Annotated in this window: 21 protein-coding genes; 13 read left to right on the forward strand and 8 right to left on the reverse strand. The window is 66.5% G+C overall.

What is annotated here, in order from left to right:
- Window positions 1-15 precede the first annotated feature (15 nt).
- The 4 genes from G7007_RS16970 to G7007_RS16985 all read left to right on the forward strand — a co-directional run bounded on the left by G7007_RS16970 (window position 16) and on the right by G7007_RS16985 (window position 3,470).
- Window positions 16-813 carry a hydroxymethylpyrimidine/phosphomethylpyrimidine kinase gene (locus G7007_RS16970; protein WP_181103473.1) on the forward strand — a complete coding sequence of 266 codons (798 nt, stop codon included), beginning with the start codon at window positions 16-18 and terminating at the stop codon, window positions 811-813.
- A gap of 17 nt (window positions 814-830) precedes the next feature.
- Window positions 831-1,454, forward strand: coding sequence for a thiamine phosphate synthase (gene thiE, locus G7007_RS16975; RefSeq protein WP_181103474.1), 624 nt, complete (start codon window positions 831-833; stop codon window positions 1,452-1,454).
- A 17-nt stretch (window positions 1,455-1,471) separates the two neighbouring features.
- Entirely contained in the window at window positions 1,472-2,755 is a 1,284-nt protein-coding gene (gene hemL / locus G7007_RS16980; RefSeq protein WP_181103476.1) for a glutamate-1-semialdehyde 2,1-aminomutase, read from the forward strand.
- 163 nt (window positions 2,756-2,918) lie between these two features.
- Window positions 2,919-3,470 carry a tetratricopeptide repeat protein gene (locus tag G7007_RS16985; RefSeq protein ID WP_181103477.1) on the forward strand — a complete coding sequence of 184 codons (552 nt, stop codon included), beginning with the start codon at window positions 2,919-2,921 and terminating at the stop codon, window positions 3,468-3,470.
- 24 nt (window positions 3,471-3,494) lie between these two features.
- On the opposite strand, the gene G7007_RS16990 is transcribed toward G7007_RS16985, so the two are convergent.
- Window positions 3,495-3,821, reverse strand: a complete 327-nt coding sequence (locus G7007_RS16990; RefSeq protein ID WP_181103479.1) for a DUF1820 family protein — start codon at window positions 3,819-3,821, stop codon at window positions 3,495-3,497.
- Between the two features lie 215 nt (window positions 3,822-4,036).
- Here G7007_RS16990 and G7007_RS16995 point away from each other — a divergent pair, with 215 nt between their 5' ends.
- From G7007_RS16995 to lnt, 4 genes are read left to right on the forward strand one after another with little or no spacing between them, the layout of a single operon-like run.
- On the forward strand, window positions 4,037-5,035 hold the full coding sequence (locus G7007_RS16995) for a PhoH family protein (protein ID WP_181103480.1): 999 nt from the start codon (window positions 4,037-4,039) through the stop codon (window positions 5,033-5,035).
- Entirely contained in the window at window positions 5,028-5,522 is a 495-nt protein-coding gene (ybeY, locus tag G7007_RS17000) for an rRNA maturation RNase YbeY (RefSeq protein ID WP_181103482.1), read from the forward strand. The genes G7007_RS16995 and ybeY overlap by 8 nt, the downstream gene beginning before the upstream one ends.
- A gap of 5 nt (window positions 5,523-5,527) precedes the next feature.
- Entirely contained in the window at window positions 5,528-6,373 is an 846-nt protein-coding gene (locus tag G7007_RS17005) for an HlyC/CorC family transporter (RefSeq protein ID WP_181103484.1), read from the forward strand.
- A 2-nt stretch (window positions 6,374-6,375) separates the two neighbouring features.
- Entirely contained in the window at window positions 6,376-7,893 is a 1,518-nt protein-coding gene (lnt, locus tag G7007_RS17010; protein ID WP_181103486.1) for an apolipoprotein N-acyltransferase, read from the forward strand.
- On the opposite strand, the gene G7007_RS17015 is transcribed toward lnt, so the two are convergent.
- Window positions 7,890-8,657 (reverse strand): YdcF family protein, encoded by a 768-nt coding sequence (locus tag G7007_RS17015; RefSeq protein WP_181103489.1) that lies wholly within the window; start codon window positions 8,655-8,657, stop codon window positions 7,890-7,892. The two genes, lnt and G7007_RS17015, sit on opposite strands and share 4 nt — an antisense overlap.
- Before the next feature lie 77 nt (window positions 8,658-8,734).
- Window positions 8,735-9,052 (reverse strand): hypothetical protein, encoded by a 318-nt coding sequence (locus G7007_RS17020; protein ID WP_181103490.1) that lies wholly within the window; start codon window positions 9,050-9,052, stop codon window positions 8,735-8,737.
- Window positions 9,053-9,286: 234 nt separating this feature from the next.
- Here G7007_RS17020 and leuS point away from each other — a divergent pair, with 234 nt between their 5' ends.
- The 5 genes from leuS to G7007_RS17045 all read left to right on the forward strand — a co-directional run bounded on the left by leuS (window position 9,287) and on the right by G7007_RS17045 (window position 15,836).
- Window positions 9,287-11,893 (forward strand): leucine--tRNA ligase, encoded by a 2,607-nt coding sequence (leuS, locus tag G7007_RS17025; protein WP_181103492.1) that lies wholly within the window; start codon window positions 9,287-9,289, stop codon window positions 11,891-11,893.
- Between the two features lie 61 nt (window positions 11,894-11,954).
- Window positions 11,955-12,560, forward strand: coding sequence for an LPS-assembly lipoprotein LptE (locus G7007_RS17030; RefSeq protein ID WP_181103495.1), 606 nt, complete (start codon window positions 11,955-11,957; stop codon window positions 12,558-12,560).
- A 41-nt stretch (window positions 12,561-12,601) separates the two neighbouring features.
- Window positions 12,602-13,639, forward strand: a complete 1,038-nt coding sequence (holA, locus tag G7007_RS17035) for a DNA polymerase III subunit delta (RefSeq protein WP_181103497.1) — start codon at window positions 12,602-12,604, stop codon at window positions 13,637-13,639.
- 646 nt (window positions 13,640-14,285) lie between these two features.
- The gene (gene arfA, locus G7007_RS17040) at window positions 14,286-14,450 is read left to right on the forward strand and encodes an alternative ribosome rescue factor ArfA (protein WP_181103512.1); all 165 of its coding nucleotides are present in this window, start codon (window positions 14,286-14,288) and stop codon (window positions 14,448-14,450) included.
- A 60-nt stretch (window positions 14,451-14,510) separates the two neighbouring features.
- Complete coding sequence (locus tag G7007_RS17045; RefSeq protein ID WP_181103514.1) at window positions 14,511-15,836, forward strand: lytic murein transglycosylase; 1,326 nt, start codon at window positions 14,511-14,513, stop codon at window positions 15,834-15,836.
- A 43-nt stretch (window positions 15,837-15,879) separates the two neighbouring features.
- Here the strand turns inward: G7007_RS17045 and G7007_RS17050 are convergent, their stop codons facing one another.
- The 5 genes from G7007_RS17050 to G7007_RS17070 all read right to left on the reverse strand — a co-directional run bounded on the left by G7007_RS17050 (window position 15,880) and on the right by G7007_RS17070 (window position 20,313).
- Window positions 15,880-16,812 (reverse strand): S66 peptidase family protein, encoded by a 933-nt coding sequence (locus G7007_RS17050; RefSeq protein ID WP_181103516.1) that lies wholly within the window; start codon window positions 16,810-16,812, stop codon window positions 15,880-15,882.
- A 326-nt stretch (window positions 16,813-17,138) separates the two neighbouring features.
- Complete coding sequence (gene lipA / locus G7007_RS17055; protein ID WP_258198605.1) at window positions 17,139-18,155, reverse strand: lipoyl synthase; 1,017 nt, start codon at window positions 18,153-18,155, stop codon at window positions 17,139-17,141.
- Between the two features lies 1 nt (window position 18,156).
- Window positions 18,157-18,804 (reverse strand): lipoyl(octanoyl) transferase LipB, encoded by a 648-nt coding sequence (gene lipB, locus G7007_RS17060; protein WP_181103518.1) that lies wholly within the window; start codon window positions 18,802-18,804, stop codon window positions 18,157-18,159.
- Window positions 18,804-19,079, reverse strand: coding sequence for a DUF493 domain-containing protein (locus tag G7007_RS17065; protein WP_060392391.1), 276 nt, complete (start codon window positions 19,077-19,079; stop codon window positions 18,804-18,806). Before G7007_RS17065 ends, lipB begins: the two co-directional genes overlap by 1 nt.
- 73 nt (window positions 19,080-19,152) lie before the next feature.
- Window positions 19,153-20,313 (reverse strand): D-alanyl-D-alanine carboxypeptidase family protein, encoded by a 1,161-nt coding sequence (locus G7007_RS17070; protein ID WP_181103520.1) that lies wholly within the window; start codon window positions 20,311-20,313, stop codon window positions 19,153-19,155.
- Window positions 20,314-20,338 lie beyond the last annotated feature (25 nt).

Consider the following 20,338-nt stretch of genomic DNA (forward strand, 5'->3'; position numbering starts at 1 on the left):
GTAAGCTCGCCCTCCATGACTATCTACAGCTCTCGCCCCGTTGTCCTCTGTCTGTCCGGCCATGACCCCAGTGGTGGCGCCGGCCTGCAGGCAGATATCGAAGCCCTGATCGCCCAAGGTTGCCATGCGGCCCCCGCCGTTACCGCCTTGACCGTCCAGGATACCGTCAATGTGTCCGATTTCCGGGTGCTGGACCGCGAGTGGGTGCTGGCCCAGGCCAATGCCGTGCTCGCCGACTCCAGCGTGGCGGCGGTCAAGCTGGGCATGCTCGGCTCGCTCGAGATGGTCGACACGGTCGCCGAGCTGCTGCGCGCACACCCGCACTTGCCGATGGTCTGCGACCCGGTACTGCGCGCCGGTGGCGGCGGGCGGCTGGGCAAGGACGAGGTCGGCTACGCCGTGCGCGAGCGCCTGCTGCCGCTGGCGACGATCGCCACGCCCAACCTGCCTGAAGCCCGCATTCTCGCCGAATTGCCGGACGGCACGGCGGACCAGTGCGCCGAAAAGCTGCTGCCCTACTGCAAGCACCTGCTGATCACCGGCGGGCATGGCGACGAGCAGCAGATTCACAACCGCCTCTACAGCCGCGACGGCGACTGCCAGGTGTGGACCTGCGAGCGCCTGCCCGGCAGCTACCACGGCTCGGGCTGCACTCTGGCCAGCGCCCTGGCCGGCCGCCTGGCGCAAGGCGAGCAGCTGCACAGCGCGGTGCGCAGCGCCCTGGACTATACCTGGCGCACGCTGCGCGACGCCGAACAGCTGGGCCGGGGCCAGTACGTGCCCCGCCGCTTGCCGCTGGATTTCTGTTCCTGACCCGACGCGAGGACGACATGACACGACGCGGCCTGTACGCGATCACCGACAGCCAGCTCTTGGCCGGGCGGCTGCTGTCGCACGTCGAAGCGGCGCTCGAAGGCGGCCTGGCGCTGCTGCAATACCGCGACAAGAGTGGCGATGCCTCGCGCCGCCGTGAAGAAGCCGAGGCCCTGCGCGAGCTGTGCCAGCGCTACGACACGCCGCTGGTGATCAACGATGACCTGGCACTGGCGGCCCAACTGGGCGTCGGCGTGCACCTGGGCCAGACCGACGGCCCGCTGCACCCGGCGCGCGCGCAGCTGGGCCCACAGGCGGTGATCGGCTCGACCTGCCATGCGCGCCTCGACCTGGCCCAGGATGCGGTGGCACAAGGCGCCAGCTATGTCGCCTTCGGCCGTTTCTTCCACTCGATGACCAAGCCCGGCGCCCCGGCGGCCAGCCTCGACCTGCTGGCCCAGGCGCGCGCCGACCTGCCACTGCCGATCGCGGTGATCGGCGGCATCACCCTCGACAACGCCGCCCCGCTGGTCGCCCATGGTGCCGACCTGCTGGCGGTGATCCACGGCCTGTTCGGTGCCGACGACGCGCGAGACGTCACCCGCCGCGCCCGCGCCTTCAATGCCCTGTTCGCCTCCTGATTCGAGAGAAGCCTTTTATGTCCCGTTCTGAATCCCTGTTCGCCCAAGCCCAGAAGCACATCCCCGGTGGCGTCAACTCGCCCGTGCGTGCGTTTCGCAGCGTCGGCGGCACGCCGCTGTTCTTCAAGCACGCCGAAGGCGCCTATGTCATCGATGAAGACGACAAACGCTACGTCGACTACGTCGGCTCCTGGGGGCCGATGATCCTCGGCCATGGCCACCCGGACGTCCTGGAATCGGTACGTCGCCAGCTGGCGCACGGCCTGTCCTACGGCGCGCCGACCGCGATGGAAACCGAGATGGCCGACCTGGTCTGCTCGCTGGTGCCGTCGATGGAAATGGTGCGCATGGTCAGCTCCGGCACCGAAGCGACCATGAGCGCCATCCGCCTGGCCCGCGGCTACACCGGCCGCGACGCGATCATCAAGTTCGAAGGCTGCTACCACGGCCACTCCGACAGCCTGCTGGTCAAGGCTGGCTCCGGCCTGCTGACCTCCGGCGTGCCCAGCTCGGCCGGTGTGCCAGCGGACTTCGCCAAGCACACCCTGACCCTGCCGTTCAACGACCTGGGCGCAGTGGCGCAGACCCTGGCCGACGTCGGCCAGAGCGTGGCCTGCATCATCGTCGAACCGGTGGCCGGCAACATGAACTGCGTGCCGCCGGCACCGGGCTTCCTCGAAGGCCTGCGCGAGCAGTGCGACCAGCATGGCGTGGTGCTGATCTTCGACGAGGTGATGACCGGCTTCCGGGTGTCCCTCGGTGGCGCCCAGGGCCACTACGGCATCACCCCCGACCTGTCGACCTTCGGCAAGATCGTCGGCGGCGGCATGCCGGTGGGCTGCTTCGGCGGCAAGCGCGCGATCATGGAATGCATCGCGCCCCTGGGCCCGGTCTACCAGGCCGGTACCCTGTCCGGCAACCCGCTGGCCATGGCCGCAGGCCTGACCACCCTGCGCCTGATCAGCCGCCCAGGCTTCCACGACGCGCTGAGCGCCTTCACCAGCCGCCTGCTCGACGGCCTGCAGCAGCGCGCCGATGCCGCGGGCGTGCCGTTCGTGACCACCCAGGCCGGTGGCATGTTCGGCCTGTACTTCACCGGCGCCGACGACATCGTCACCTTCGACGACGTGATGGGCAGCGATGCGGAACGCTTCAAGCGTTTCTTCCATCTGATGCTCGAGGGTGGCGTGTACCTGGCACCGAGCGCCTTCGAAGCCGGCTTCACTTCGATCGCCCATGGCGAGACCGAGCTGAAGATCACGCTGGACGCCGCGGAAAAGGCCTTCGCTGCGCTGAAATGAGTGAGCGGTGCCCCCGACCACCGCGCCCATGCGCCGGTGGTCAGGGAACTTGTCCCTGCCGCCGCCAGAAAATCGAGTAAAACTTTGTAAGGTACGGGTGGCTTATCCCATAATGAGCCCCCAGAGACATTGGCCGCAGCTTTGCAGAGGTAAGTCGATCCCCATGAACCGCACCGGCCGCGCCCTCAGCCTGGGCTGCCTGCTGCTCCTCCAGCCCCTGTCGACCCTGGCGGAAGGCGGCAACTCGCTGCTGATCCCGACCACGGGACGTTGCACGTTCGACACCCGGCCGCAGGACGTGGACAGGGCGCTCAAGGCGTGCGAGCAACTGGCGGCCTCGGGCGACGCCCAGGCGCAGTACGAGCTGGCCGAGCTGTACCATGCGGGCGACCAGGTCCCGAAGGACCTGCACAAGGCCTTGGACTACTACGAGCAAGCGTCGCTGCTCGGCCATGCCGAGGCGCAGTCCAAGCTGGGGGCGATGTTCTTCCAGGGTGAAGGGGTGGCGGCCAACAACGTGCAGGCCTACATCCTGCTGAAGATGGCGGCGGTCAACGGTGCCGAGGATGCCCTGGACATGGCCGACGAGGTGTCGGCCAGCATGCCGCGCGAAGAACTCGAGCGGGCGACCCAGGTGCTGGGGCAGATCTTCCGCAAATACCTGCTGGAACTGCAGAGCGCCGACGGCCGCACCCCCTTCTCGCCGTTGCCCTGAGCGGCACGCGGTTCAGCCCGGGTGTCACTTCTCCGGCAGCGGCATCGGGAACGGCATGACGTTGCCGGTGGGCCTGGCCTCGCTGATCTTCACCGCACCGACCCGCTCCACCTCATCGATGCGCACGATGGCATGCATCGGCACGAAGCTGCGCACCACGCCGTCGAACTGGGCCTTGAGCTTTTCTTCGCTGGGGTCGACCACCACCTGGGTACGTTCGCCGAAGACGAACTCCTCGACCTCCAGGAACCCCCACAGGTCGCTTTGGTAGATCTGCTTGGCGTACATCTCGAACACCTGGCCCTGGTTGAGGAAAATCACTTTGAACAGCGGCGCGTCGCGTTTGGTCATGGCGGCAAGGTCAACGGTGCGGAAAAAGGGCGCGCAGCATAGCAGACAGCGCCTCGCCTGGCTGTCCCGACCCTTGAAACCCTCGCGCCCTGACGCGCTCCAAACAGCATGAGCGACCCTTGGCAACCCTTGATCGCCGTGGACCTTTCGCCACTGCCGATCAAGGGTTATTCTTGATCTTACATTCCCTAGCCGGCGAGCGGCCCAAGACTACCTTGAACGCACCCATAGAACCCCATCGCTTCATCCTCGAGCCCTTCGAGGCCCATCGTTTCGCCAACCTGTGCGGACAGTTCGACGAGCACCTGCGCCTGATCGAACAGCGTCTGGACATCGAGATCCGCAACCGCGGCAACCAGTTCGAGCTCATTGGCGAACCCAAGACCACCTTTTCCGCCGAACAGCTGCTGCGCAGGCTCTACCGCGAAGCGAAAGCGACCGAGCTGTCGCCGGAAATGGTTCACCTGTACCTGCAGGAGTCGACCGTGGAAGCCCTCGAAACCCCGGCAACGAACGAAGTCAGTGTATCGCTGCGCACGCGCAAGGGCCCGATTCGCCCGCGCGGTGCCAACCAGCAGCGTTACGTGAAGGAAATCCTGGCCAACGACATCAACTTCGGCATCGGCCCGGCCGGTACCGGCAAGACCTACCTGGCCGTGGCCGCAGCGGTGGATGCGCTGGAGCGTGAACAGGTGCGCCGCATCCTGCTGGTGCGTCCGGCGGTCGAAGCGGGCGAGAAGCTCGGCTTTCTGCCGGGCGACCTGGCCCAGAAGATCGACCCGTACCTGCGCCCGCTGTACGACGCCCTCTACGAGATGCTCGGCTTCGAGCACGTGGCCAAGCTGATCGAGCGCCAGGTGATCGAGATCGCGCCGCTGGCGTACATGCGTGGCCGCACCCTGAACAACAGCTTCATCATCCTCGACGAAAGCCAGAACACCACCCTCGAGCAGATGAAGATGTTCCTGACCCGGATCGGCTTCGGCTCCACGGCAGTCATCACCGGCGACATCACCCAGGTCGACCTGCCCCGTGGCACCAAGTCCGGGCTGGCCCACGTGATCGAGGTGCTGCGCGACGTACCCGGCATCAGCTTCACGCACTTCCAGCCCAAGGACGTGGTGCGCCATCCGCTGGTGCAGCGCATCGTCGAGGCCTACGAGCGTTTCGACGCCCAGCAGGCTCAGCCCGAGGTGCGCGGCAAAGATGCTTGAACTCGATCTGCAGCGTGCCACCGAGGCCGCTGCACCCGATGACGCCGCCTTCCGCCGTTGGTGCGAGCTGGCCCTGCGCCAGCGCAGCGCCGACTCCGAAATGACCATTCGCCTGGTCGACCTCGACGAAGGCCGCGCGCTCAACCACACCTACCGGCACAAGGACTACGCCACCAACGTGCTGTCCTTTCCGGCCGACGTGCCCGATGAACTGCTGGACATCCCGCTGCTCGGCGACCTGGTGATCTGCGTGCCGGTGGTCGAGCGCGAAGCCGCCGAACAGGGCAAGGCCCTGGAGGCGCACTGGGCGCACCTGGTCATTCACGGCTGCCTGCACCTGCTCGGCTACGACCACATCGACGACGATGAGGCCGAGGAAATGGAGGCGCTGGAGCGCACCCTGCTGGCGGAGCTCGGCCACCCCGATCCGTACGCCGACGACGACACCGACTCTTCACACCCCGATACCTGCAAGGATCACGAGTAACCGCCATGAGCGAAGACCGATCGAGCAATGGGCAGAAGTCATGGCTGGGCAAACTGACCCAGGCTTTTGCCCATGAGCCGAAGAACCGCCAGGAGCTCCTCGAGCTGCTGCGCGAAGCCCACCAGAACAAACTGCTGGACAGCGAAGCGCTGGCCATCGTCGAGGGCGCCATCCAGGTCGCCGACCTGCAGGTGCGCGACATCATGGTGCCGCGTTCGCAGATGATCAGCATCCGCGCCACCCAGACGCCGCGCGAATTCCTGCCGGCGGTGATCGACGCGGCGCACTCGCGCTACCCGGTCATCGGCGAGAGCCACGACGACGTGCTCGGCGTGCTGCTGGCCAAGGACCTGCTGCCCTTGATCCTCAGGGAAAACGGCGACAGCGTCGACATCAAGAGCCTGCTGCGCCCGGCCACCTTCGTGCCCGAGTCCAAGCGCCTGAACGTGCTGCTGCGCGAGTTTCGCGCCAACCACAACCACATGGCCATCGTCATCGACGAATACGGCGGCGTGGCCGGCCTGGTGACCATCGAGGACGTGCTCGAGCAGATCGTCGGCGATATCGAGGACGAGCACGACGTCGAGGAAGACAGCTACATCAAGCCGCTGCCCAACGGCGACTTCCTGGTCAAGGCGCTGACCCCGATCGAGCACTTCAACGAGTCCTTCGACGGCGATTTCTCGGACGACGAATTCGACACCGTCGGCGGGCTGGTCATGAAGGCCTTCGGCTACATGCCCAAGCGCAACGAGACCACCGAGATCGGCGCCTACCGCTTCCGCGTCCTGAACGCCGACAGCCGCCGCATCCACCTGCTGCGTCTGACCCCCATCAACCGCCAAGGATAGTCATGCGTTGGATCACCCGCCCCGGCTGGCCCGGTAACCTGCTGGCCGTGGCGGCCGGCGCCAGCACGTCCCTGGCCCTGGCGCCGTTCGACGTCTGGCCACTCGCCGTCCTGGCGATCGCCCTGTTCTACCTCGGCCTGCGCTCGCTCAGCCCGCGCCAGGCACTGGGCCGTGGCTGGTGCTACGGCTTCGGGCTGTATGGCGCCGGCACCAGCTGGATCTATGTCAGCATCAACACCTACGGCGGCGCTTCGCCCTTGCTGGCGACCTTGCTGCTGCTGGCGTTCTTCGCGGCCATCGCCTGGTTCTTCGCCCTGCCGGCCTGGCTCTGGGCGCGCTGGCTGCGGCGCAGCGAGGCGCCCTTGGCCGATGCCCTGGGCTTCGCTGCCCTGTGGCTGTTGCAGGAAGCGTTCCGCGGCTGGTTCCTGACCGGCTTCCCCTGGCTGTATGCCGGTTACAGCCAGCTCGATGGCCCGCTGGCCGGGCTGGCCCCGGTGGGCGGCGTCTGGCTGGTATCGTTCGTGCTGGCCCTGAGTGCGGCGCTGTTGTGCAACCTGCCGCGCCTGCGTGCGCGGGGCGCGCTGCTGGCAGGCGGCCTGGCCCTGCTGATCGCCCCCTGGGCCATCGGCTGGGCGCTCAAGGGTCACGCCTGGACGCAACCGTCGGGCAAGCCGCTGTCGGTGGCCGCGATCCAGGGCAACGTCGAACAGGACCTGAAATGGGACCCGGCGCACGTCAATGCGCAACTGGCGCTGTACCGCGACCTGAGTGTCGCCTCGCGGCCGGTCGACCTGCTGGTCTGGCCGGAAACCGCAGTGCCGGTGCTCAAGGACCAGGCCCAGGGCTTCATCGACATGATGGGGACGTTCGCCACGGACCGTCGGTCCGCGCTGATCACTGGCGTGCCGGTGCGCGAGGTGGTCGATGGCCAGCGCCGCTACTACAATGGCATCACCGTGGCCGGCGGCGGCGAAGGCACCTACCTCAAGCAGAAGCTGGTGCCCTTCGGCGAGTACGTGCCCTTGCAGGACATGCTGCGCGGGCTGATCGAGTTCTTCAACCTGCCGATGTCGGACTTCGCTCGGGGCCCGGCCCAGCAGGCGCTGTTGCAGGCCAAGGGGCACGCGATCGCGCCGTACATCTGCTATGAGGTGGTCTACCCGGAGTTCGCCGCCGGCCTGGCCGCGCGCAGCGACCTGCTGCTGACCATCAGCAACGACACCTGGTTCGGCACTTCGATCGGCCCGCTGCAACACCTGCAGATGGCGCAGATGCGTGCACTGGAGGCCGGGCGCTGGATGATCCGCGCCACCAACAACGGCGTCACCGCGCTGATCGACCCGTTCGGCCGGATCACCGAGCGTGTACCGCAGTTCCAGCAGGCCGTGCTGTACGGTGACGTCGTGCCGATGCAGGACCTGACGCCCTACCTGCGCTGGCGCTCCTGGCCCCTGGCGCTGGTCTGCGCCGGGCTGCTGGGCTGGGCGGCGCTTGCCCGGCGTCGTACGGGTCGCGTCTAGCGGCCCTGGAACAGGCGGTAGCCCACCAGGCCTGCCGCCTCGTTGAGCAGTTGCCCATTGCGCCAGACGGCTCGGTTTTCCGGGAGCAGCCCGGCGAAAGGTCCCACCGGTGCATGGCCGAGAAAGCCCACCGGTGCTGGCACGACCGTCAGGCCATTGGCCTCGAAACTCCAGCGTGCACGGGGCATGTGCCAGGCCTGAGTCACCAGCACCACGCGGTCGATGCCCAGCGGCCGAAGCCGTTCGGCCGTGAAGCGGGCATTCTCCCAGGTCGTTCGGCTGGCACCCTCCTCCCACGTCACCTGGACGCCGAAATCCTGCTGCAGACGCTCGGCCATCAACCGCGCCTCGCTCGGTGGTGTTCCGTAGTGCAGGCCGCCGCTGGTCAGCAACGGCAGCCCTGAGGCCTTGGCCAGTTGTGCGGCGAAGCGCATGCGCTCCAGGGCCACGCCGGTGGGCTGGTCTTCACCGCCCCAGGCCGGATCGCCCCGCTCGCGCCCCGCACCGAGCACCACGATGACCTGGGCCTGGGACGCCAGCGTCGACCAGTGCGCCAGGGGCAGCGGCGGTTCACGCTCGAGCAGCCGTGCTGCCTGCTGCACCACCAGCGGCAGGCTCATCAGCCACAGCCCGCCCACCCCCAGTACCAGGCAGGCGCGGGCCAGGCGCGGGCGACGGCGACGCAGCCACAGGCCGGCCAGGACCAGCAGCAACAGCGACCCAGGGGGTAGCAGCAGGTGTTTGAGGAGAAAGCGGATCGGCATGGTGCACCTCGTCTCGGTGCACGCAGCCTAGGGGGATCGGCACCCGGCCACAAGACGTGGCCCGGTGCCGAGAGCGGTCAGCGCGCCGGCAGGCGTTGTGCGCGGGCCGACGTGTCGCGGCGCTTGCGATCGCGCAGCCAGACGACCTCGGCGGTGCGTCTGGCGGGACGCTGTCGGGGCGCTTCGGCCGCCAGGCCCTGATGCGGGGGCAGCGCGTTCAGATACGCCTTGAGCACGTCGTACTCGGCACGGCTCAGGCCGCGCAGTTCCAGTTCGGTCGGCTGTTCGTCACGCAATCGCACCGACGTGCGGGCCGTCTCCAGGGCTAGGCCAAGTCGGTCGATCAGACGTTCATAGACATCGGTTGGGGATTGGGGGGTGTGCGGCTCTCCCATGCGGGCACCTCGTTGGGGATGACAGTCTCATGCACCCCTGAGCTTAGCGGCACCTGCGCCGGCAGCCGGACGCCGCGACCAACGGCCATCGGCACGGCCCGACGCAATCAGGGTTTCCCACGGTAGGCGGCGCTCATGTATGCTACGGCGTTCACTCCACCGACGCCGGATTGCCGTCGCAGCGAGGTTTTCGCTGCCTGGACAGGGTCTTTCATCTCTCAGCGCAAAGTAGCCATGCACGAACAATATCAGCCCCGTGAAATCGAAGCCGCCGCCCAGCACGCCTGGGAAGCGAACCAGTCGTTCGCCGTGACCGAACAGCCAGGCAAGGACACCTACTACTGCCTGTCGATGTTCCCGTACCCGAGCGGCAAGCTGCACATGGGGCACGTGCGCAACTACACCATCGGCGACGTGATCGCCCGCTACCAGCGCATGCTCGGCAAGAACGTGCTGCAGCCCATGGGCTGGGACGCCTTCGGCATGCCGGCGGAAAACGCCGCGATGAAGAATAACGTCGCGCCGGCCAAGTGGACGTACGAGAACATCGAGTACATGAAGACCCAGCTCAAGAGCCTGGGCCTGGCGATCGACTGGTCGCGTGAAGTGACCACCTGCAAGCCGGACTACTACCGCTGGGAGCAGTGGCTGTTCACCCGTCTGTTCGAGAAGGGCGTCATCTACCGCAAGAACGGCACCGTCAACTGGGACCCGGCCGACCAGACCGTGCTCGCCAACGAGCAGGTCATCGACGGCCGCGGCTGGCGTTCGGGCGCGCTGATCGAGAAGCGCGAGATCCCGATGTACTACTTCCGCATCACCGACTACGCCGACGAGTTGCTGGAAAGCCTCGACGAGCTGCCAGGCTGGCCCGAGCAGGTCAAGACCATGCAGCGCAACTGGATCGGCAAGTCGCGCGGCATGGAAGTGCAGTTCCCCCACGACCTGGCCAGCATCGGCCATGCCGGCGCGCTGAAGGTCTTCACCACGCGCCCCGACACCCTGATGGGCGCCACCTACGTGGCCGTGGCCGCCGAGCACCCGCTGGCCACCCAGGCCGCCCAAGGTAATCCTGAGCTGCAGGCGTTCATCGACGCCTGCAAGAGCGGCAGCGTCGCCGAAGCCGACATCGCCACCCAAGAAAAGAAAGGCATGCCGACGTCGCTGTTCGTCGAGCACCCGCTGACCGGCGAGAAGCTGCCGGTCTGGGTCGCCAACTACGTGCTGATGCACTACGGTGACGGCGCCGTGATGGCAGTCCCGGCCCATGACGAGCGTGATTTCGAGTTCGCCCGCAAGTACCAGTTGCCGATCAAGGCCGTGGTGCGCACCAGCGCGGGCGACACGGTCGGTGACGACTGGCTGCCGGCCTACGGCGAGCATGGCCAGCTGATCAACTCCGGCGCGTTCGACGGCCTGGACTTCGAAGGTGCCTTCGACGCCATCGAAGCCGCCTTGATCCGCAAGGACCTCGGCCAGTCGCGCACCCAGTTCCGCCTGCGCGACTGGGGCATCAGCCGCCAGCGCTACTGGGGCTGCCCGATCCCGATCATCCACTGCCCGAACTGCGGCGACGTGCCGGTACCGGAAGACCAGCTGCCGGTGACCCTGCCGGAGAACGTGGTGCCCGATGGCGCCGGCTCGCCCCTGGCGCGCATGCCCGAGTTCTACGACTGCAGCTGCCCGACCTGTGGCGCCGCGGCCAAGCGCGAAACCGACACCATGGACACTTTCGTCGAGTCGTCCTGGTACTTCGCCCGCTACGCCTCGCCTCACTACGAAGGCGGCATGGTCGACCCCAAGGCGGCCAACCACTGGCTGCCGGTGGACCAGTACATCGGTGGCATCGAGCATGCCATCCTGCACCTGCTCTACGCGCGCTTCTTCCACAAGCTGATGCGCGACGAAGGCCTGGTCACCTCGAACGAGCCGTTCAAGAACCTGCTGACCCAGGGCATGGTGGTCGCCGACACCTACTACCGTGTGGCCAGCAACGGCGGCAAGGACTGGTTCAACCCGGCCGATGTCGAGATCGAGCGTGACGCCAAGGCCAAGGTCATCGGCGCTCGCCTGAAGTCCGACGGCCTGCCGGTGGAAATCGGCGGCACCGAGAAGATGTCCAAGTCGAAGAACAATGGCGTCGATCCGCAGTCGATGATCGAGGTCTACGGCGCCGACACCTGCCGCCTGTTCATGATGTTCGCCTCGCCGCCCGACGCCAGCCTGGAGTGGTCCGATGCCGGTGTCGAAGGCGCCAGCCGCTTCCTGCGCCGCGTCTGGCGTCTGGCCCAGGCCCACGTGAGCGCCGGCCTGCCGGGCACGCTGGACGTGGCCGCGCTGGACGATGCGCAGAAAGTCGTGCGCCGTGCCATCCATGTCGCCATCAAGCAGGCCGGGACCGACGTGGGCCAGTTCCACAAGTTCAACACCGCCATTGCCCAGGTGATGACGCTGATGAACGTGCTGGAAAAGGCCCCGCAGGCCACCGCACAGGACCGAGCCCTGCTGCACGAAGGCCTGGAAGCCGTCACCCTGCTGCTGGCCCCGATCACCCCGCACATCAGCCACGTGCTGTGGGAGCAGCTGGGTCATGCCCAGCCGGTGATCGACGCCGCCTGGCCGGCCGTGGACGAACAGGCCCTGGTGCAGGACAGCGTCGTGCTGGTGGTCCAGGTCAATGGCAAACTGCGCGGCCAGGTCGAGATGCCGGCCGGCGCCAGCCGCGAAGAGGTCGAAGCCGCTGCCCGTGCCAACGAGAACGTACTGCGCTTCACCGAAGGCCTGGCCATCCGCAAGGTCATCGTGGTGCCAGGCAAGCTGGTCAACATCGTCGCCAATTGATGGCAACGCCTGTCTGCGAACGGCGCAGGCAGGCGGAATCGGCCCAGAAGGGAGCAACAACATGATCAAACGCAATCTGCTGGTAGTGGGCCTGGCCGTGCTGCTGAGCGCCTGTGGTTTCCAGCTGCGCGGTACCGGCGAAGCCGACCTGAGCCTGCGCGAGCTGGACGTCAGCGCCCGTAACGCCTATGGCGACACCGTGAAGCAGCTGCGCCAGGCCCTGGAGAACGACGGTGTGGCCGTGCGCAGCAGCGCCCCTTACCGCCTGATCCTGACCCGCGAGGACGAGAACCAGCGCGCCGCCACCTATGCCGGTGGTAGCCGTTCGGCCGACTACGAGCTGACCACGGTGCTGAACTACACCATCGCCGGCCTGAACAACGCTGAATTGCTGTCGGACAAGGTCACCGTGCGCCGCGTCTACACCCGTGACGGCAACAACGTCACCGGCGGCGACCAGGAAGCGGCTCAGGTGCGCAAGGAAATGCGCCGTGACCTGATCCAGGCCATGATCGTGCGCTTGCAACTGCTGACGCCTGCGCGTCTGGACGAGCTGCAGAAGGACGCCGACGCCCGTGCCCGCGCGCAGGCCCAGGCGCTGGAAGACGCGCGCCGCGCTCAGGATGAGACGCCGCAGCAGTCGCCTCTGGAACTGCCGGTTCAGTGATGCCAGGCGGGGCACCTCAGGGTGCCCCGCCTTTCCCGCCCATGAAACTCGCCCCCGCCCAACTCGACAAGCACCTGCAAGGCGCGTTGGCCCCCGTCTACGTGGTCAGCGGCGACGACCCGTTGCTGTGCCAGGAAGCCGCCGACGCCATTCGCGCCGCCGCGCGCCATCAGGGCCACGACGAGCGCCAGGTGTTCTCCGCCGATGCCAACTTCGACTGGGGCAACCTGTTGCTCGCCGGCGCGAGCCTGTCGCTGTTCGCCCAGAAGCGCCTGCTGGAAGTCAGGCTGCCCAGCGGCAAGCCGGGCGACAAGGGCGCAGCCGCCCTGATCGACTACGTCAGCCGGCCAGCCGACGACACCGTGCTGCTGGTCAGCCTGCCCCGGCTCGATGCCAGCGCGCAGAAGTCCAAGTGGGGCAAGGCCCTGATCGACAGCCCGCAGTGCCAGTTCGTGCAGATCTGGCCGGTGGATGCGCACCAGTTGCCGCAATGGATCAACCAGCGCCTGGCGCGGGCCGGGCTGTCGGCGCAGCGTGACGCGGTCGATCTGATCGCCGCACGGGTGGAGGGCAACCTGCTCGCCGCCGCCCAGGAAATCGAAAAGCTCAAGCTGCTGGCCGAGGGCAACCAGGTGACGGTGGACACCGTGCAGGCGGCGGTGGCCGACAGTGCGCGTTTCGATGTCTTCGGGCTGGTCGATGCGGTGATCAAGGGCGAGGCGAGCCATGCCCTGCGCATGCTCGAAGGGTTGCGCGGTGAAGGGGTCGAAGCGCCGGTGATCCTCTGGGCCCTGGCCCGCGAGCTGCGCCTGCTGGCCGGTATCGCCCAGCAGTTCAGCCAGGGTATTCCCCTGGACAAGGCCTTCAGCCAGGCCAAGCCGCCGGTATGGGACAAGCGCCGACCGCTGGTGGGCAAGGCGTTGCAACGGTTGTCGGCACAGCGCTGGAACCAGTTGCTGGTGGACGCTCAGCGGATCGATGCGCAGATCAAGGGCCAGTCAGAGGGCTGCCCTTGGGTCGGTCTGGCGCGGCTGGTACTGTTGATGGCGGGTCAGCGGGTGTCGTTGCCGGCGCAGTGACGGGCTCGAACGGGTGCCCGATGGGGTTATCCTGCTGATCATTGCTGTAGCGCTGATCTGCCAGATGGCGTGGCGGGATTCATGGGCCTTGCGAGCCCAATCTCGGCACAGCCCCCCCCCACAGGTGACCGCGATAGCCTGCAACCCCGCGGTGGGGCTACGGGTGTAGGAGCGGCCCCTGTGCCGCGATTGGGCCCGCAGGGCCAGGGCTTTCAACGTCTTTGCCTAAGACGATGTGGACCACATCGCCGATCTGGCAGAGCGGTTCATCTCCTCTGTGGGGGCTTGCCCGCGATGCAGGCGGTGATGGGCCGGACGCCATCGCGGGCAAGCCCGCGCCCACAGGAGAACTGCGCTTGCCTGTATCATGCCGGTGAAGCTGTGGATGCAACCATGACCCTGTCTCAGGGCTTTTTCCGAAGACGTTGAAAGGCATAGTCCGCAGGGCCCATAAAACCGTCAATGCATGGCTACATGGACTGAAAAAAACAGTTCCTCGCCCCTAAAAACGGCGACGTGGTCCCCGTTAGCGTAACCCGTACTCGGCAATCAGTCGCCCTCAAGCTTTCGATGCATACAATCAATTAGCCCCCGCACCCCCTCCCCTCTACAGTGCGCTTCGCAACCCCCTCACGAGGCCCAGCCCATGAGCAAGAAGTCCGGTACCACCCGCCCCAACAAAGCCAAGTCGATCGTCGCCCAGCCACTTTTCCGCTGTCGCCAGGAACGCGCCGGCAAGGGCAAAGGCAGCTACCGCCGCGAAGCCTTCCAATCGAGAGATTGGGAGGCTTCTTGCCGTTTGGCCGCGTGAGGCACGAACCGCCCGAGCATGATATGGTCTTCACCTAATCTGCATTTTCTGGATTCGTGCATGCTTTCTTGTCTTTCTCTGCGTCGACAGCCTCGTCAACTGGTGGCCGCCACCAGCCTCATCCTGCTGGTGGCGTGCGCCGAGAAGCCCACGGCCGCCGATGCGGTGCCGCTGCCCGCCACGTCGCAACCGGCCAGCGTGCCTGCGGCCCCGCAGACAAGCGCTGCCACGCCGTCCGATACCGAGATCCAGCCGCAGCAGAGCTTCGAGCAATGGCAAGCGCAATTTCGCGAACAGGCCCTGCAAGCCGGCATTCGTGCCAGCGTCTTCGACGCGGCCTTCGCCGGTGTCACGCCAGATCTGGACGTGATCAAGGCCGACCGCAGCCAGCCGGAGTTCACCCGCCCGGTCTGGGACTACCTCGACGGCGCCCTGTCGCCCGTCCGTGTGCGCAAGGGCAAGGCCTTGCTCGAGCAGCATGCTGCGCTGCTCGGGCAGCTGGAACAGCGCTACGGGGTCGACCGGCAGATCCTGGTCGCGGTCTGGGGCATGGAAAGCAACTTCGGGCAGTTCCAGGGCAGCAAGTCGGTGATCCGTTCGCTGGCCACCCTCGCCTACGAAGGGCGCCGTCCGGCCTTCGCCCATGACCAGCTGATCGCCGCCCTGCAGATCGTGCAGAACGGTGACATCCAGCCAGAGGCCATGCGAGGCTCCTGGGCCGGCGCCATGGGTCAGACGCAATTCATCCCCACTACCTACAACACCCATGCGGTGGACTTCGACGGTGATGGCCGGCGCGACATCTGGAACAGCACGCCCGATGCCCTGGCCTCGACCGCGCACTACCTGCAAAGCTCGGGTTGGAAGCGCGGCCAGCCGTGGGGCTTCGAGGTGCAGGTGCCCAGCGGGTTCGATTACTGGCAGGCCGATGGCACGCAGCGCAAGACGGTGAGCGAGTGGCTGCAGATGGGTGTACAGCTACCGAAGGGCACGCGCCTGCCCGACGGCAGTCAGCAATTGTCCGCCGCCCTGCTGTTGCCGGCTGGCGCACGTGGTCCGGCGTTCCTGGTGCTGGACAATTTCCGCGCCATCCTGCGCTACAACAATTCCTCCTCGTATGCGCTGGCGGTCAGTCTGCTGGGCGATCGGTTCTCGGGCTGGGGCTTCATCGCCGGCAGCTGGCCGAAGGACGACAAGCCGCTGACCCGCAGCGAACGCATGGAGCTGCAGAACCTGCTCAATGCACGGGGTCATGACGCCGGCAACGCCGACGGTATCATCGGCGCCAATACCCGCAAGGCGATTCGCAACGCCCAGCAGGCCTTGGGCTGGCCTGCCGATGGATACCCGACCCATCCCTTGCTCGACAACCTGCGCCAGCGTTGAGTGGGTCGTGCAAGGGTCTGCGTCCGTGCAGGCCATTGCGTGATCAGGCGTCGAAAAGAGCCTGGTTCAACGACACACGTCCGGCGCTGCTGTCGAGCGTCACCTCGGCCCCCAAGGGCAGGCACACGTTCGGGTCACAGTGCCCGCTGCGCCAGCCGGCCAGCACCGGAATGCGCAGCGGCCCGAAGATGTCGTGCAGCAAGGGCGTCAGCGCCGCCACGGTGATGCCGGCGAAGTCCCCCACCAACACCCCGTTCACTCCCTCGAACTTGCCTGCCAGGCGCAACTGTGTGAGCAGACGATCGACGCGGTAGAGCGGTTCGTTCACGTCCTCGATGAACAGGAGGCGACCTTCGAGTTCGACCTCGGCGCAGGTGCCCAGGGTCGCACCCAGCATGGACAGGTTGCCGCCCACCAGAGGTCCCGTGGCCACGCCGGGTACCACGCTGGTCAGCGCCATCTCGCGTGGATGCTCGATGATCGACCCTTGGCTCAACACCCCGGTGAGCTGCTGCAACAGGGAGCTGCTGGTCGGTGGCTGCTTGTTGCCCAGCAGGTCGGCGTTGAGCATCGCGCCATGGAATGTCGGGAACCCGGCATGGCGATGGAGGGCCGTGTGCAACGCGGTGATGTCGCTGTAGCCGATCAGTGGCTTGGGGTGGGCGCGCAGCAGGTCGAAGTCCAGCCGGTCGAGCAGGCGCATGCTGCCGTAGCCACCGCGCATGCACAGGATCGCATCGATATCAGGATCAGCGAAGGCCGCGTGCAGGTCGGCCAGGCGTTGCTCGTCCGAACCGGCCAGATAGCCTTCGGTCTGGAACACCCCGGGAAAAAGCCGGCAACGGTAGCCGCGTTGCGCGAACCAGAGGCGCGCGTGCTCGGCGTCCAGTCGGGCCGGGCCTGCGGGTGCGACGATGGCGAAACAGGCATTGGCCTTGAGTGCTTTGGGCAGCCGGGAAACGGAAGCGAGAGACATGCGAGGCGTCCTTTTGCGCGATGACCGCGGTGCGGCGGGGTTGAAGGGGGTTCACCATACAGTAGCGGTCGGGGCCAGGGCATCGGGAATACCTGCATGCTCAGTCAGGCAGTGGCGGGGCTGGCGCTATCGCGGGCAAGCCCGCTCCCACAGGGGACTGAGCGATCGCCAGCACCCAGCGGCATGACCATAGGTGTGGCAGCAGGCTTGCCCGCGACAGCGACGGCTGCTTCACCACATTGCCACAGGCCGTATGCGACCCCTCCAGACAGCACAATGCCGGCGCCGTCTGTCGACGTGCGCCGGCATTCGCAGGCTACCGGCGATCAGAGCTTGATCTTGGCCTCGTGCGCCTGCTGGTCGGCGTGGTACGAGGAGCGTACCAGCGGCCCGGAAGCGACGTTCTTGAAGCCCATCTTGTAGCCTTCCTCGGCGAACCAGGCGAAGGTGTCCGGGTGCACGAAGCGCTGCACCGGCAAGTGGCTGCGCGACGGCTGCAGGTACTGGCCCAGAGTCAGCATGTCGATGTCGTGCTCGCGCATGCGGTGCATGACTTCGATCACTTCCTCGTCGGTCTCGCCCAGGCCGAGCATCAGGCCCGACTTGGTCGGCACGTGCGGCACCAGCTGCTTGAACTTCTGCAGCAGGTCCAGCGACCAGTCGTAGTCCGACCCCGGACGCGCGGCCTTGTACAGGCGCGGCACGGTCTCGAGGTTGTGGTTGAACACATCCGGCGGCTCGGCCGCGGTGATGGCCAGTGCCACGTCCATGCGCCCACGGTAGTCCGGCACCAGGGTCTCCAGCTGCACGCCCGGCGACAGTGCGCGGATCTCGCGGATACAGTCGGCGAAGTGCTGGGCACCGCCATCGCGCAGGTCGTCGCGGTCCACCGAAGTGATCACCACGTACTTCAGGCGAAGGTCGGCGATGGCCACGGCCAGGTTCTTCGGCTCGTCCACGTCCAGCGGCTTGGGTCGACCGTGACCGACGTCGCAGAACGGGCAGCGACGGGTGCAGATGTCGCCCATGATCATGAAGGTCGCAGTGCCGCCGGAGAAGCATTCGCCCAGGTTCGGGCAGGAGGCCTCTTCGCAGACGCTGTGCAGCTTGTGCTTGCGCAACAGCTGCTTGATGCGATCCACCTCGGGCGACACCGGAATGCGCACGCGGATCCAGTCGGGCTTCTTCGGCAACTCCTCGGTGGGGATGATCTTCACCGGGATGCGCGCCACCTTCTCGGCGCCCCGCAGCTTGACCCCCGCCTCGACCTTGCGCGGCGCAGGGCGCGCCGTGGCATCGGTGGTCGGGATCAGGTGAGGCACGGCTTCTTGCACAATAGTCATATCAGTCGATTCCGCCCGTGAGGGTCGTCTGCTCGGCATAGTCGAGGTGCTTGACCAGCTGTTCGCGCAGCCTTGTGCTGACCTCGTTGAATTCGATCGGCCCCGCGAGATCGCGCAGCTGGGTCATGGCCAGCCCGGCGTAGCCGCAAGGGTTGATTCGGCGAAACGGCGCCAGGTCCATGTCCACGTTCAGGGCCAGGCCATGGAACGCGCGACCGTTGCGGATGCGCAGCCCCAGGGAGGCGATCTTGGCGCCATTCACGTAGACGCCTGGCGCGTCCGGTTTGGCGGCGGCCTGGACATCATACCCGGCCAACAGCTCGATCAGGCTGCGTTCGATGCGGCTGACCAGGTCGCGCACGCCAAAACCCAGGCGACGCACGTCCAGCAGCAGGTAGGCGACCAGCTGACCTGGCCCGTGGTAGGTCACCTGTCCGCCGCGGTCGCTCTGGACCACGGGGATATCGCCCGGCACCAGCAGGTGTTCGGCCTTGCCGGCCTGCCCCTGGGTGAAGACCGGCGGATGCTCGACCAGCCAGACCTCGTCCGCAGTCGAGGCATCGCGCTGCTCGGTGAACCGCCGCATGGCCGCCAGCACCGGTTCATAGGGCTGCAGGCCAAGCACGCGAACACCGAGACAGGCGGACATCACAGCACCATTTTGACGGTGCCGGTCGCGCGCAGGGCGCTGTTGATGTCCTGCAACTGGTCCTCGCTGGTGGCGACGATGTGCAGCTGCACCGTGGTGTACTTGCCTTCCTTGCTCTGGCGCTCGGCCAGGGTCGACAGGTCGACCTTGGCGTACTTGCTGAGGATCTCGATCACGCTGTCTCTGAAACCGACACCGGTCTCGCCGATCACCTTGATCGGGTAGTCCTCGCAGGGGAATTCGATTTTGTGCGACTTGACGTCTGCTTCGCTCATGGCGGATACGGCCTCGCAAGGCGTGGCGACAACAAAGCCCCCGCGCGGCGCGCGGAGGCATGCAGGTCACGGATCAGTTGAACAACCCGTAGAAGAACAGACGAATGCTATCCCACATACGGCGGAAGAAACCACCCTCCTCGACCGCGTCGAGAGCGATCAGGTCGGCGCTGTGGACCACTTTGTCGTCCAGCTTGACCTCGACCTTGCCGATGACGTCGCCCTTGGCGATCGGCGCGGTCAGCTGCGGATTCAGGCTCATGGACGCCGCCAGGCGCTTGAGCTGACCCTTGGGCATGGTCAGGGTGAGGTCGTTGGCCAGGCCGGCCTTGACCTGACCGGTGGCGCCTTTCCAGACCGGCGACTGGGCCAGTTCGGTGCCCTTCTGGTAGAAGGTCTGGGTTTCGTAGAAGCGGAAGCCGTAGGTCAGCAGCTTCTGGGTCTCGGCGGCACGGGCCTGCTCGCTGTTGGTACCGAACACCACGGCGATCAGGCGCTGGCCGTCACGCACGGCGGAGGCGACCATGCAGTAGCCGGCTTCCTCGGTATGGCCGGTCTTCAGGCCGTCGACGGTCTTGTCGCGCCACAGCAGCAGGTTGCGGTTGGGCTGCTTGATGTTGTTCCAGAAGAACTCTTTCTGCGAATAGATCGCGTAGTGCGCCGGGTCTTCGTTGATGATCGCGCGCGCCAGCAGGGCCATGTCGTGCGCCGAGGAGTAGTGCTCCGGGTGCGGCAGGCCGGTCGGGTTCATGAAGTGGCTGTTGCCCATGCCCAGGTCGGCGGCGGTCTTGTTCATCATGTCGGCGAACGCGTCTTCGCTGCCGGCGATGTGCTCGGACAGCGCGACGCTGGCGTCGTTGCCCGACTGGATGATGATGCCGTGCAGCAGGTCGCTGACGGTCACCTGGCTACCCACCTTGATGAACATCCGCGAACCGCCGGTGCGCCAGGCGTTCTCGCTGACGGTGACCGGATCGTTCTCGCCGATCTGCCCGCGACGGATGTCGAGCGTGGCGATGTAGGCGGTCATCAGTTTGGTCAGGCTGGCCGGCGGCAGGCGCTCGTCGCCATTGTTCTCGACCAGCACGTTGCCACTGGACGCATCCATCAGCACATAGGATTTGGCGGCCAGTTGCGGGGGCGCCGGCATCATCTGCTCGGCCGCGAAGGTCACGGGAGCGATCAGCAGCAGAACGGGCAGGCAAAGGCGTTTGGCAATAGAGGTGATGTTCATCCGTCTCTCGAAATGGCTAATGGTC

This window comes from Pseudomonas entomophila (assembly GCF_013523125.1).
GTDB classification, from domain to species: Bacteria; Pseudomonadota; Gammaproteobacteria; order Pseudomonadales; family Pseudomonadaceae; genus Aquipseudomonas; species Aquipseudomonas entomophila_B.